Here is a 12527-nt window from a genome sequence, read left to right on the forward strand (position 1 = left end):
GCTGCTATGCGCTTCTCTCGTCGACACCCGCTTCTCGCCGTCGTGGTGCTGTGTGCCTCGGTGATCGTCGTGGCCCGGCCGACGGCTGCCGAAGGCGATGGCGGTGGGGCGCCCGGCGCGTCCGGCGAGGAAGGGACCAGCGCCCGGGTGGCGCGGCTGTTCGAGGAAGCGGCGGTGGCGACACAGCGGTACGAGGCGGGGCGGCGGGCGGCCGAGGCGCAGAAGACGAAGGCGCGGCGGCTGGAGAAGCTCCTCGTACGGGAACGGAAGCAGACCGCCGTGCTCAACGCCGACCTCGGCCGGATCGCGCGCGCCCAGTACCGCGAGGGCGGCGGGGTGCCGTACACGGCGCAGATGCTGTTCGCGGAGGACACCGAGGAGCTGATGCGAGGTCAGCGGGCCGTCTGGCAGGCCGATCTGGCGGTCAACAACGCCGTGTCGAAGAGCCGCCGCGCGGAGGCGGGACTCGCCGCGGACGAGGCGAAGGCCGCTGCGGCGTGGCGGGCGCTGGAGGAGTGGAAGATCGGGCTCTCCGGCGTCAAGCGGGCGATCGAGGAGAGGCTGGAGGAGGCGCAGTGGACTCTCCAGGGGCAGGCCGACGCGGCGGTCGCGGCCGGCGCGTGCCGGGGAGCCGTTCGGCTGGACCAGCCGGACGACGGCCGGTCGAAGGCATGGGTCGCTCCGGTGGCCACGTACGACCTCTCCGCGGGCTACGGCAGCGGTGGTGAGCGCTGGGCCAGTCAGCACACCGGGCAGGACTTCGCGGTCCCGATCGGCACACCGGTGCGGGCGGTCGGGGCGGGGAGGGTGGTGAAGGTGTCGTGCGGGGGTGCCTTCGGCATCGAGATCGTCGTCGAGCACGCGGACGGCTACTACACGCAGTACGCGCACCTCGCCGCCGTCACCGTCGACCAGGGAGACCGGGTGACGCCTGGGCAGTGGATCGGCCAGGCGGGCACCACCGGCAACTCCACGGGACCGCACCTGCACTTCGAGGTACGGGTCACCCCGGAGCTGGGGTCGGGCGTGGACCCCGTGCCGTGGCTGCGCGAGCACGGGGTGGAGCTGTGAACCCGGCGGGTGCTCCGGTACTGACCCGGTGGTGGCCGGTAGAGGCCGGTGGGGCTTGGGGGCGGCCCGGCTACAGCCGTTCCGCCAGCAGCCGCTCGATCACGACCGCCACTCCGTCCTCGTTGTTGGCCACGGTTCGGCCGGAGGCCGCCGCGAGGACGTCCGGGTGGGCGTTGCCCATGGCGTACGACTGACCCGCCCAGGTGAGCATCTCGACGTCGTTCGGCATGTCGCCGAAGGCGACGACCTCCTCATGGGAGATGCCGCGCTCGGCGCAGCACAGGGCGAGGGTGCTGGCCTTGGAGACGCCCGGTCCGCTGATCTCCAGCAGGGCGCTGGGGCTGGAGCGGGTGATCGTGGCACGGTCGCCGACGGCGATCCGGGCGGTGGCGAGGAAGTCGTCGGGGTCGATCGAGGGGTGGTACGCGAGGATCTTCAGCACGGGCTCGTCGTCGGCCACACCGCCCGGGGCCAGCAGCTTCTCGGCCGGGGCGAGCGCGTCGGGGATCTCCATGTGGAGCTTCGGGTACTCGGGCTCCTGGTTGAAGCCGAAGGTCTGCTCGACCGCGTACACCGTGCCCGGCGCGGCCTCCCGCAGCAGCCGTACGGCGTCCAGCGCGTTCTCCCGCGCCAGCTCGCGGACCTTGACGAAGCGATGAGCGCCCGGGCCGCCGTGCAGGTCGACCACGGCGGCGCCGTTTCCGCAGATCGCCAGGCCGTGGCCGTGGACGTGCTCGCTGACGACATCCATCCAGCGGGCGGGGCGGCCGGTGACGAAGAACACCTCGACGCCGGCCTCCTCGGCGGCCGCGAGGGCGGCGACGGTGCGAGGGGAGACCGACTTGTCGTCGCGGAGCAGGGTGCCGTCGAGGTCCGTGGCTATCAGCCGGAGCGGGACGGTCGGGGCCGGGGTCTCGGGCTGTCGCGTCGCTGAGGTCACGGACCCCATTGTCGCGCATATGCGCGCACGGTCGTGCGGGCACCCGCACAGGTGAGTGATCACCGCCCTGGCCGGGTCTGTCACCTGCGCTGTTCCGGGCGGCCGTCCCCGCCCTTCAGTGAGGCGTCGGCCCGAGGCCGCAGGCGCTCCCGGGGCGCTCAGGCCAGCTGGGCCGGTGCCTCCATGGCGATCTGCTCGAACACCTTCTCGTCCGTGGCGAAGACCGAGTCGGGGATCGGCCAGTGGATCACGAGGTCGGTGATGCCCAGCTCGGCGTGGCGGCCCGCGAAGTCCACGAACGCGTCCAGCGACTGCAGCGGTCGTCCGCGGTCCGGGGTGAAACCGGTGAGAAGGATCTTGTCGAGTCCGGTCGCGTCCCGGCCGAGCGCGGCGGCGGTGTCGGCCAGCTTCTCCACCTGTCCGCGAATGGCCTGGACCGACTGCTCAGGGGTGCCCGACTCGAACAGCTTGGGGTCCCCGGTGGTCACCCACGCCTGTCCGTACCGTGCGGCCAGCCGCATGCCGCGCGGCCCGGTGGCGGCCACCGCGAAGGGCAGCCGGGGGCGCTGCACGCAGCCGGGGATGTTGCGTGCCTCGTGGGCGGAGTAGTAGTCGCCCTCGTACGAGACGGAGTCCTCGGTGAGGAGCCGGTCGAGCAGGGGGACGAACTCGGCGAGACGGTCGGCGCGCTCGCGCGGGGTCCATGGTTCCTGGCCGAGGGCGGTGGCGTCGAAGCCGGTGCCGCCCGCGCCGACACCGAGGGTGAGCCGGCCGCCGGAGATGTCGTCGAGGGAGATCAGTTCCTTGGCGAGGGTCACCGGGTGCCGGAAGTTCGGCGAGGTCACGAGCGTGCCGAGACGAAGACGGTCGGTCACGGCGGCGGCCGCGGTCAGGGTCGGCACGGCGCCGAACCACGGTCCGTCCCGGAAGGTCCGCCAGGACAGGTGGTCGTAGGTGAACGCGGTGTGGAACCCGATCTGCTCGGCCCGCTGCCACATGTCACGGCCGCCCTCGTGCCAGCGGAGGTACGGCAGGATCACGGTGCTCAGACGCAGACTCATACATCGAGCGTAAGGGCAGCGGTCGGGTGGTTCCGCTCAGCGTGCCTCGGGGAACCGCAGGTAGCCGGGCGGAACCGTCTCGGTCAGCCACACTCCGTTGGCGCTGACCCGGAAGACATGGCCGTCACGGTGCATGGCGCCCGCGTCCACGGAGAGGACGACGGGGCGTCCCCGGCGGGCGCCGACGCGGGTGGCGGTCCCCCGGTCGGGCGAGAGGTGCACGTCGTGCCGGTTCATGGCGCGCAGGCCCTCGGCGCGGATCGCGGTCAGGTAGGCCGCCACGGTCCCGTGGTAGAGGTACGGCGGCGGGGTCGCCGGGGGCAGCCCGAGGTCGACCTCGACGGTGTGACCCTGGCTGGCGCGGATTCGGTCACCGTCGACCGCGAAGCGCTGTTTGTCGTTGGCCTCGACCACATGGTCGAGCTCGGCCCTGGTGAAGGGGAAGCCGTGGGCGGCCGCCGCCTCGATGAGTGTGTCGATCCCGATCCAGCCACCCTCGTCGAGGGTGAGCCCGATCCGTTCCGGCTGGTGTCGGAGGTGTTTCGAGAGGTACTTCGACACTCTCACGGTACGTCGTTCGTTCATTCGGTCAGCGTGCCTGGCGAGACCCGCGTCACGCACTTGATTTTGGTCCAGATGTTTGATCCACAGCCAAGTCGAGTTATCCACAGGCTAATTGGAGATTCTGTGGACAACTAACCGCCTAATTCAGGGCAATTGGTCAACTTTGTGGCATTCACGCATATTTGCAGTGAGCCTGTCCAAGGTCCGCGACTGCACCTCTCGTTCGGCTGCCGCCGCGACGAAGTCCGGTGCGTGTTCGGCGCCAACCAGATTCTCGACAGCTCGCATTGTGGTGGCGGGGATCCGAACGGAGCATGACTCAGCCGCCGCTTCGGCAGGTGTCTCGGGGGCGAGGTGCCGACGCAGCTGCCGGGTGGCGAAGAGCCGCATCGCGCGGGCGAGTTCGGCGTCCACCGTCTGCTGGGCCAGGGGGCGAAGCCGCCGTACCAGCGTGGCCGCCTCGACCGTGTCGGCGTCGGTCGGCGGCTGGTGCGGTCCTGCAGCGCGGACGAACACGTGCTCGGTCGTGAACTCCAGGAAGCGGGCGGCGATGTGCTCGACCTGACCCCTCAACTCCCTCAGATGACCTGCGATCGCGGACAACGGCACGCCGGCAGCATGCAACTCCGCTGCCACGGCAAGCTCTTGGGGACTGGGCACGAGGAACAGGTCCTCCTCGCCGGGCACCTGCTCCAGCACGCCCAGGTCGACCGCGTCCGCCACCGCCGCCGCGTCCGGAGCACCGCCGAACCGCTCGACCAGCTCGGCCCGCGAGATCCGTACGGGCTGCTCGTCGGACCACGGCCCGTCGACCTCGGCGGCCAGGCCCAGCACCCCGCCGAGGCCACGACCGGTGCCCCAGGCCTCCAGCAACTCCTTGATGGAGGCCAGGGTGTAGCCGCGGTCGAGGAGGTCGGCGATCTGGCGCAGTCTGGTCAGATGCGTGTCCGAGTAGACGTTCGCCCGGCCGCGCCGCTCGGGACGCGGGAGCAGCCCGCGGTCCTGGTAGGCGCGGATCGTGCGGACCGTGGCGCCGCTGCGGCGCGCGAGATCCTCGATGCGATACGCGGGCGCGGTTGCCTCGTCGCTCACGGTCCTTGATCCTCTCTGCGCCTCAGCGCCGCCGGGGCCGGCTGCCGGTGGTTCTGTCGTCGCGATCGTCGACGACGTGGTGTTCGTTCGCTTCCCATGCGTCCCGGGGGCTCACAGGGGCGGTTCCAGGCGGGCGAGTGCGCGTAGTGCACGCGGGGTGAACCGGGACATGAAGCGGCCGCCGTGGGCCTCCGGGGTGACGGGGACGACTGCCTGGTTCCGGACCACCGCGCGCAGGACGGCGTCCGCGACCTTCTCCGGTGGGTAGTTCCGCAGCCCGTACAGCTTCGAGGCCCTTCGCTGCCGACGCTTCTCCTCCTCGGCGTCGACACCGGCGAAGCGCGCGGTCGAGGTGATGCCGGTGTTGACGATGCCGGGGCAGATCGCCGTCACCCCGATGCCCTGACCGGCCAGCTCCGCGCGCAGGCACTCGCTCAGCATCAGCACGGCCGCCTTGGACGTGCTGTACGCGGGCAGCGACCGGGACGGCAGATACGCGGCGGCCGAAGCGGTGTTGACGATGTGGCCGCCCTGTCCGCGCTCGGCCATCTGCCTGCCGAAGAGCCGACAGCCGTGGATCACACCCCACAGGTTGACGTCGAGGACCTTCCGCCAGTGGTCGGGGGTGGTGTCGAGAAAGGACCCCGACAGCCCGATCCCCGCGTTGTTCACCAGCACGTCGACCACGCCGTACGTGGTGCGGACCTTCTCGGCGAGCTTCTCCATGGCCTGCTCGTCCGAGACATCGACCGCCTCGGCCCAGGCTTCGGGCGCGCCGGCCAGCCGGGACAACTCCGCGGTGCGGGCCGCTCCTTCGGCGTCCAGGTCGACCGCCACGACGCGGGCCCCTGCCTCGGCGAAGGCGAGGGAGGTGGCCCGTCCGATGCCTCCGGCCGCGCCGGTGACCAGCACCAGCTGCCCGCCGAACCGGTCCGGGTACTTACCGGTGGCCACCGGGGCGGGTCGGCCGCCCTCGGCCGCCGTGACGAACTCGGTTATCCAGGAAGTCAGTTGGTCGGGCCGGGTGCGTGGGATCCAGTGCTTGGCGGGCAGGGTGCGACGGGTGAGCTGCGGCGCCCAGGACTCCAGGTCGTCGTAGAGCCGCTCGGAGAGGAACTGGTCCCCCAGGGGCGTGATGAGCTGCACGGGCGCGTGGGCGTACGCGTCGTCACGGGGGCGGGCAAGACGAGCCCGCATGTTGTCCCGGTACAGCCACACACCGTGCGCTGCGTCCGTGGGCAGCGACGGGCTGGGGTAGTCGTGCCCGGGCAGCTTCTCGGCCCGTCGGACCACGGCGGGCCACCGCTTGCCGAGGGGGCCGCGCCAGGCCAGCTCGGGCAGCACGGGCGTGTGGAGCACGTAGATGTACCAGGACTTGGCGCCCTGGCCGAGGAGTTGGCCGATCCGCCGCGGGGTGGGGCGCTTCACCCGCCGTTTGATCCAGTGCCCCATGTGGTCGAGGCAGGGACCGGACATCGAGGTGAAGGACGCGACGCGGCCCTCGGTGCGCTCGGCCGTCGCGAACTCCCAGCCCTGCACGGAACCCCAGTCGTGCCCCACCAGATGAACGGGGCGGTCGGGGCTGACCGCGTCCACCACCGCCAGGAAGTCGTCGGTCAGCTTCTCCAGCGTGAACCCGCCGCGCAACGGCTGCGGAGCCGTCGACCCGCCGTGGCCGCGCACGTCGTACAGCACCACGTGGAAGCGCTCCGCGAGCCGTACGGCGACCTCGGACCACACCTCCTTGGTGTCGGGGTAGCCGTGCACGAGCAGCACCGTCGGCTGCCCGGGATCGCCCAGCTCGGCGACGCACAACTCCACCCCGTCCGCACGCACCTGGCGCTCCCGCGCGCCTTCGAGCGTCCTCGCATCCGTCATGTCTCCCCCTTCGGCCATCGATACGTCCCCTTCGTCCGCTCCCGGACGCGCGGCAGGCCGTCGTCCGGGCAGAACACCTTCTCCTGGGTGAGCTCTGGTCGACTACGCTCCGTGTTCGTAATGTGACATCAATGAATGTGACAGTGAATGGCGGCTGCGTCAATGGAGGTGCCGCGGGCTGTGGACAACCGACGAGGCCGAGGACGGACGCGAAACACGGGCGTGCAACACGGGCGTGAAACAAGGACGCGAAGGCGGGCACGAAATGGAGACCCCGGGCGTTCCTCGTATGACGGCCGCTGTCACGCGGCCCGCCCCGCGTCGGGTCGTTCGACCTCAGGGTGACCCCTAGGGGGACCGGCGGTGGAGGCCCCCTACGGGCCCCTACGACTCGAGAGTGATGTCGAGACAGCTCTGCGGGGTGACGACCTCGGCGGCCCGGGCCCCTAATGTCTGAATCGTGACTGTGATCGCGACCGAAAGCCTGAGCAAGCGGTTCCCGAGGGTGACCGCTCTTGACCGGCTCTCCGTGGACATCGGACCCGGTGTGACGGGACTCGTCGGTGCCAATGGCGCCGGCAAGTCCACACTGATCAAAATCCTGCTGGGTCTGTCCCCCGCCTCGGAGGGCCGGGCCGAGGTGCTCGGCCTGGATGTCGCCACCAAGGGCGGCGACATCCGCGAGCGCGTGGGGTACATGCCGGAGCACGACTGCCTGCCGCCCGATGTCTCGGCCACCGAGTTCGTCGTGCACATGGCTCGCATGTCTGGGCTCCCGCCGACCGCCGCGCGTGAGCGCACCGCGGACACCCTGCGCCACGTCGGCCTGTACGAGGAGCGGTACCGCCCGATAGGCGGCTACTCCACGGGCATGAAACAGCGGGTGAAGCTCGCCCAGGCCCTGGTGCACGACCCGCAGCTGGTCTTCCTGGACGAGCCGACCAACGGCCTGGACCCGGTGGGCCGGGACGAGATGCTCGGCCTGATCCGCCGTATCCACACCGACTTCGGCATCTCGGTCCTGGTCACCTCCCATCTGCTCGGAGAGCTGGAGCGCACCTGCGACCACGTCGTCGTGGTCGACGGCGGCAAGCTTCTGCGCTCCAGTTCCACCCGGGACTTCACCCAGAGCACGGCGACCCTCGCGATCGAGGTCACCGACAGCGACGAACACCCCGACGGCACCGGTGCGCTGCGCGAGGCGCTCCACGCGCGCGGAGTCACCGTCGCCGACGGCAGCGGCCTCCCCGGCGCCGGACACATCCTGCTGCTCACCGCCCAGGGCGACGAGACCTACGACCTGGTCCGCGACGTCGTCGCCGACCTGGGGCTCGGCCTGGTCCGCATGGAGCAGCGCAGGCACCAGATCGCCGAGGTCTTCCAGGACAACGACGAGCAGACGGGCACCCCGCGTGCCCAGGACGCAGGAAAGGAGGCGGTCGGCCATGGCGGTTGAGCAGCACGGCGCCCAGACACAGACCCTCGGCGGACAGCCCGCCGGCACGGGCGAGCAGAGCCGCATCCACAACATCGGATACCGCTCGTACGACGGCCCCCGCCTCGGCCGCGCCTACGCCCGCCGCTCGCTGTACTCGCAGTCCCTGCGCGGTTCCTACGGACTGGGCCGCTCGGCCAAGTCCAAGGTGCTGCCCATGCTGCTGTTCGCGGTGATGTGCGTGCCGGCGGCCATCATGGTGGCGGTCGCGGTCGCCACCAAGGCCAACGACCTGCCCGTCAAGTACACCGACTACGCGGTCATCATGCAGGCCGTCATCGGCCTGTACGTCGCCTCCCAGGCACCCCAGGCCGTCTCGCGCGACCTGCGGTTCAAGACCGTTCCGCTGTACTTCTCGCGCCCGATCGAGACCGCCGACTACGTCCGCGCGAAGTTCGCGGCGCTGACCTCGGCGCTGTTCATCCTGACCGCGGTGCCCCTGTTCGTGCTCTATGTGGGCGCGTTGCTGGCCAAGCTCGACTTCACCGACCAGACCAAGGGATTGGCGCAGGGACTGGTGTCCGTGGCACTGCTCTCGCTCCTCTTCGCCGGTATCGGCCTGGTGATCTCGGCGGTCACCCCGCGCCGTGGCTTCGGTATCGCGGCCGTCATCGCCGTGCTGACCATCTCCTACGGGGCCGTGTCGGTCGTCCAGGCCATCGCCACCGAGCAGTCCAGCGCCGATGTGGTGCCCTGGCTCGGCCTCTTCTCGCCGATCACCCTGATAGACGGCGTACAGACCGCCTTCCTGGGCGCCGCCTCCGCCTTCCCCGGCGGACACGGTCCCTCCGGCGGGCAGGGAGTCCTCTACCTCCTCGTCGTCCTGGGGCTCATCGCCGGCTCCTACGGCCTGCTGATGCGCCGCTACCGAAAGGTCGGGCTGTGACCACCCTCAACATCGACCACGTCTCACGCTGGTTCGGCAACGTGGTGGCGGTCAACGACGTCACCATGACCATCGGCCCCGGTGTGACCGGACTGCTCGGCCCGAACGGCGCCGGCAAGTCCACCCTCATCAACATGATGGGCGGCTTCCTCGCCCCCTCGACGGGTTCCGTCACCCTCGACGGCACGCCGGTGTGGCGCAACGAGCAGATCTACAAGCACATCGGTATCGTCCCCGAGCGCGAGGCGATGTACGACTTCCTCACGGGCCGAGAGTTCGTCGTCGCCAACGCCGAACTGCACGGTCTGGGCGCGAAGGCGGCCCAACGGGCGCTTGCCACGGTGGAGATGGAGTACGCGCAGGACCGCAAGATCTCGACGTACTCCAAGGGCATGCGCCAGCGCGTGAAGATGGCGTCCGCGCTGGTTCACGAACCGTCGCTGCTGCTGCTGGACGAACCGTTCAACGGCATGGACCCGCGCCAGCGCATGCAGCTCATGGACCTGTTGCGGCGCATGGGCGACGAGGGCCGCACGGTGCTGTTCTCGTCCCACATCCTCGAAGAGGTCGAGCAGTTGGCGGCCCACATCGAGGTGATCGTCGCCGGACGGCACGCGGCGAGCGGTGACTTCCGGCGCATCCGCCGGCTGATGACCGACCGCCCGCACCGCTATCTGGTGCGTTCCAGCGACGACCGGGCGTTGGCCGCCGCGCTGATCGCCGACCCGTCGACCGCGGGGATCGAAGTGGACCTGGCCGAGGGTGCGTTGCGCATCCAGGCCGTCGACTTCGGCCGGTTCACGGCCCTGTTGCCGAGGGTGGCCCGGGACCACGGCATCCGTCTGCTCACGGTCTCGCCGTCGGACGAGTCCCTCGAGTCCGTCTTCTCGTATCTCGTCGCGGCGTAGGAGGCCGAAGATGTACGACCCCACAGTCGCCCGGCTCACCTACCGAGCCCTGCTCGGCCGCCGTCGGGCCCTCATACTGAGCGCGCTGCCCGCCCTGCTGATCGTGCTCTCGGTGGCCGTGCGTGCCTTGAGCGGCGCCGACGACCAGGTGGCCGCGGACCTCCTCGGCGGGTTCGCCCTCGCCACGATGGTGCCGATCATCGGCGTCATCGCGGGAACGGGCGCGATCGGGCCGGAGATCGACGACGGTTCGGTGGTGTATCTGCTGGCCAAGCCGGTGAAGCGGCCGACGATCATCTTCACCAAGCTGATCGTGGCGATCGCGGTGACCATGGCGTTCTCGGCCGTACCGACACTGATCGCCGGCCTGATCCTGAACGGCAACGGACAGCAGATCGCGGTCGCCTACACGGTGGCGGCCCTGGTCGCCTCGATCGCGTACGCGGCGATGTTCCTGCTCCTCGGGACAATCACCCGGCACGCTGTCGTCTTCGGGCTGGTGTACGCGCTCGTCTGGGAGACGCTCTTCGGTTCCCTGGTGGACGGGGCCCGCACGCTCAGCGTCCAGCAGTGGGCGCTCGCCGTCGCGCAGAAGGTCACCGACGGTGGCCTGGTGACCTCCGACGTAGGGCTGCCGACCGCGGTGGTACTGCTGACGGTCGTCACGGCGGGCGCGACCTGGTACGCGGGGCAGAAGCTGCGGACGCTGAAGCTGGCCGGCGAGGAGTGACGGGACCCTCCGGGGCGCTCAGTCCCGGAGGGCCGACCGCCCCCGTCCTTGATCTTGACGGGGGCTTCACCTGGGTCCCGGCAGACTGGGCGAAAGGGGAACGAGGGGTATTACGCGGCCAGGAGGGCGGCCAGGAGGCAGGAGGGACGGGGATGGCAGCGGAGTTTTCGCCCGACAGCGGCGAGCCACGGGGCGCGGTGCCCGAGGGCGCGACCGGGTCCGGAGCGGGTGCCGGGACCGAGTCCGAGGCCCCGAGCGAGGGTGGCTGGGACGACATCGTGCTGGACGCGGACTTCATACGGTCCGCGGAGGCGGCCGAGCCATCGGCGCGGGCCCGGATGCTCGCGGCGCGCTGGCGCCGGCAGGCTCCCGATCCTGAGCCGTGGCGTTCGGACGGGCCGCCGGCCGGGTGGTTCTTCAGCAAGGCACGACGCCGTAGGTGGCGCCGCAGGTGAGTGGCCTGCGCAGGGGCTTCGCGCGGGCGGATATTAGGTGGCGGGCAACTCGGCTGCCGGGCACAGTGGTTGATGTCCAGGTCGCCGGATCGAGTCGGCGCCACGTTCTGGGAGAGGAGCCCGGCGATGCTGTCCTTCAGGCACGGTGCGTCGAGTTCCCGGCAGGGCAGTCCACGGCGGGCTCCGGAGTAGTTACCCCTCCGTCGAGTCCGTCTCCCCCAGCGGGGAGCTGCCCGGGGCGGCCGCTTCGAGCACGCGAATCGCTTCGCGTGGGCCGCCCACCCGGAGGATTGGCCGAGTGGTAAGGCACCGGCTTGCTAAGCCGTGGTCGGGTTCTGCCCGCGCACGTTCGAATCGTGCATCCTCCGCCGTTTCGCTGTCGCTGTGACGTGGCCGGGTCGTGGGGCCCCGGGCAGCGAGAGCAGACAGTGTTCGGGGAGACCTCTCCCCCTCCCCATTGCCCCCGCCCAGCACACCCGCCCGACACCCAGCACACCCGCCCGGCGCCCAGTGCACTCGCCGGGTGTTCTGAATCCAGCCCCGAGAACCTCGATACACGTACCCCTGTTCGCCGATGGTGCCTCGCCGGGCGTAGCCCTTCGTCGGCACCGGCCGGTCAAGCGAGGAGCCGCTCGAGTACCTCGGCGATGCCGTCGGCCTCGTTGGAGGAGGTCACTTCGTCGGCGATGGCTTTGAGGTCGGGGTGGGCGTTGGCCATGGCCACGCCGTGGGCGGCCCAGTTGAACATGGGGATGTCGTTGGGCATGTCGCCGAAGGCGATGGTGTCGGTGCGCTTGGCGCCGAGGCGGCGGGCGGCGAGGGAGAGGCCGGTGGCCTTGGTGAGGCCGAGGGGGAGCAGTTCGACGATGCCCTCGCCGGCCATCGCGACCGTGACGAAGCCGCCGGCGGCCTGACGGGAGGCCTCGGTGAGTTCGTCGGAGGTCAGCGTGGGGTGCTGTATGTAGATCTTGTTCAGCGGGGCCGCCCAGAGGTCGGACACGTCCGTCAGCGGGGTGGTGGGGAGCGAGCCGTGCAGGGAGTACCCGGAGCCGACCAGGATCTCGCCGTCCAGGCCCGCGCGGCTGGCGGCCAGGTACAGCGGGCCGACCTCCGCCTCGATCTTTGCCAGGGCCACGGCGGCGAGCTGCCGGTCCAGGGTGACGGCCGTGAGCAGACGGTTCTCTCCGGCGTCGTAGACCTGCGCGCCCTGGCCGCAGACGGCCAGTCCCCGGTAGCCGAGGTCGTCGAGGATGTGGCGGGTCCAGGGCACGGCCCGGCCGGTGACGACGATATGGGCCGCGCCCGCCGCGGTGGCCGCGGCGAGCGCCTCACGGGTGCGCAGGGAGACCGAGTCGTCGGAACTCAGGAGCGTCCCGTCGAGGTCGGTCGCGATCAGCTTGTACGGGAACGCCGAGCCCGAGCCCGATGCCAAGTCCGATCCTGAGTC

The 12527-nt window shown here is 70.6% G+C and carries 12 protein-coding genes and 1 tRNA gene; 7 read left to right on the forward strand and 6 right to left on the reverse strand.

The window, feature by feature from the left end:
• The first annotated feature begins 6 nt into the window (after positions 1 to 6).
• The gene (locus J8M51_RS39590) at positions 7 to 1071 is read left to right on the forward strand and encodes a M23 family metallopeptidase (RefSeq protein ID WP_086752597.1); all 1065 of its coding nucleotides are present in this window, start codon (positions 7 to 9) and stop codon (positions 1069 to 1071) included.
• Positions 1072 to 1141: 70 nt separating this feature from the next.
• On the opposite strand, the gene J8M51_RS39595 is transcribed toward J8M51_RS39590, so the two are convergent.
• The 5 genes from J8M51_RS39595 to J8M51_RS39615 all read right to left on the reverse strand — a co-directional run bounded on the left by J8M51_RS39595 (position 1142) and on the right by J8M51_RS39615 (position 6624).
• Positions 1142 to 2011, reverse strand: coding sequence for a Cof-type HAD-IIB family hydrolase (locus tag J8M51_RS39595; protein ID WP_086752623.1), 870 nt, complete (start codon positions 2009 to 2011; stop codon positions 1142 to 1144).
• 158 nt (positions 2012 to 2169) lie between these two features.
• On the reverse strand, positions 2170 to 3072 hold the full coding sequence (locus J8M51_RS39600; RefSeq protein WP_086752599.1) for an LLM class flavin-dependent oxidoreductase: 903 nt from the start codon (positions 3070 to 3072) through the stop codon (positions 2170 to 2172).
• A 36-nt stretch (positions 3073 to 3108) separates the two neighbouring features.
• A complete protein-coding gene (locus J8M51_RS39605; RefSeq protein ID WP_086752601.1) occupies positions 3109 to 3657 on the reverse strand; it encodes an RNA 2'-phosphotransferase in 549 nt (182 codons plus the stop codon).
• Between the two features lie 123 nt (positions 3658 to 3780).
• A complete protein-coding gene (locus tag J8M51_RS39610) occupies positions 3781 to 4728 on the reverse strand; it encodes a MerR family transcriptional regulator (RefSeq protein ID WP_086752603.1) in 948 nt (315 codons plus the stop codon).
• 111 nt (positions 4729 to 4839) lie between these two features.
• The gene (locus J8M51_RS39615; protein ID WP_086752605.1) at positions 4840 to 6624 is read right to left on the reverse strand and encodes an SDR family oxidoreductase; all 1785 of its coding nucleotides are present in this window, start codon (positions 6622 to 6624) and stop codon (positions 4840 to 4842) included.
• A 448-nt stretch (positions 6625 to 7072) separates the two neighbouring features.
• Here J8M51_RS39615 and J8M51_RS39620 point away from each other — a divergent pair, with 448 nt between their 5' ends.
• The 6 genes from J8M51_RS39620 to J8M51_RS39645 all read left to right on the forward strand — a co-directional run bounded on the left by J8M51_RS39620 (position 7073) and on the right by J8M51_RS39645 (position 11448).
• On the forward strand, positions 7073 to 8062 hold the full coding sequence (locus J8M51_RS39620) for an ABC transporter ATP-binding protein (RefSeq protein WP_086752607.1): 990 nt from the start codon (positions 7073 to 7075) through the stop codon (positions 8060 to 8062).
• On the forward strand, positions 8052 to 8987 hold the full coding sequence (locus tag J8M51_RS39625) for an ABC transporter permease subunit (protein WP_086752609.1): 936 nt from the start codon (positions 8052 to 8054) through the stop codon (positions 8985 to 8987). Before J8M51_RS39620 ends, J8M51_RS39625 begins: the two co-directional genes overlap by 11 nt.
• On the forward strand, positions 8984 to 9895 hold the full coding sequence (locus J8M51_RS39630; RefSeq protein WP_086752611.1) for an ABC transporter ATP-binding protein: 912 nt from the start codon (positions 8984 to 8986) through the stop codon (positions 9893 to 9895). The genes J8M51_RS39625 and J8M51_RS39630 overlap by 4 nt, the downstream gene beginning before the upstream one ends.
• 10 nt (positions 9896 to 9905) lie before the next feature.
• Positions 9906 to 10625: an ABC transporter permease gene (locus tag J8M51_RS39635; protein WP_086752613.1), complete on the forward strand. Its 720-nt coding sequence runs from the start codon at positions 9906 to 9908 to the stop codon at positions 10623 to 10625.
• 152 nt (positions 10626 to 10777) lie between these two features.
• Positions 10778 to 11080: an SGM_3592 family protein gene (locus J8M51_RS39640; protein WP_256964045.1), complete on the forward strand. Its 303-nt coding sequence runs from the start codon at positions 10778 to 10780 to the stop codon at positions 11078 to 11080.
• Between the two features lie 284 nt (positions 11081 to 11364).
• Positions 11365 to 11448: transfer RNA gene (locus J8M51_RS39645), tRNA-Ser, on the forward strand.
• A 248-nt stretch (positions 11449 to 11696) separates the two neighbouring features.
• Here J8M51_RS39645 and J8M51_RS39650 read toward each other — a convergent pair.
• On the reverse strand, positions 11697 to 12512 hold the full coding sequence (locus J8M51_RS39650; protein WP_267299918.1) for an HAD family hydrolase: 816 nt from the start codon (positions 12510 to 12512) through the stop codon (positions 11697 to 11699).
• Positions 12513 to 12527 lie beyond the last annotated feature (15 nt).

Source organism: Streptomyces griseiscabiei (genome assembly GCF_020010925.1).
GTDB lineage: Bacteria > Actinomycetota > Actinomycetes > Streptomycetales > Streptomycetaceae > Streptomyces > Streptomyces griseiscabiei.

Excerpts from the sequence above, each read along its gene's own strand:
- J8M51_RS39590 (WP_086752597.1), top strand. The coding sequence starts at position 7 with ATGCGCTTCTCTCGTCGACACCCGCTTCTCGCCGTCGTGGTGCTGTGT.
- J8M51_RS39635 (WP_086752613.1), top strand. The coding sequence starts at position 9,906 with ATGTACGACCCCACAGTCGCCCGGCTCACCTACCGAGCCCTGCTCGGC.
- J8M51_RS39600 (WP_086752599.1), bottom strand. The coding sequence starts at position 3,072 with ATGAGTCTGCGTCTGAGCACCGTGATCCTGCCGTACCTCCGCTGGCAC.
- J8M51_RS39605 (WP_086752601.1), bottom strand. The coding sequence starts at position 3,657 with ATGAACGAACGACGTACCGTGAGAGTGTCGAAGTACCTCTCGAAACAC.
- J8M51_RS39625 (WP_086752609.1), top strand. The coding sequence starts at position 8,052 with ATGGCGGTTGAGCAGCACGGCGCCCAGACACAGACCCTCGGCGGACAG.
- J8M51_RS39615 (WP_086752605.1), bottom strand. The coding sequence starts at position 6,624 with ATGGCCGAAGGGGGAGACATGACGGATGCGAGGACGCTCGAAGGCGCG.
- J8M51_RS39640 (WP_256964045.1), top strand. The coding sequence starts at position 10,778 with ATGGCAGCGGAGTTTTCGCCCGACAGCGGCGAGCCACGGGGCGCGGTG.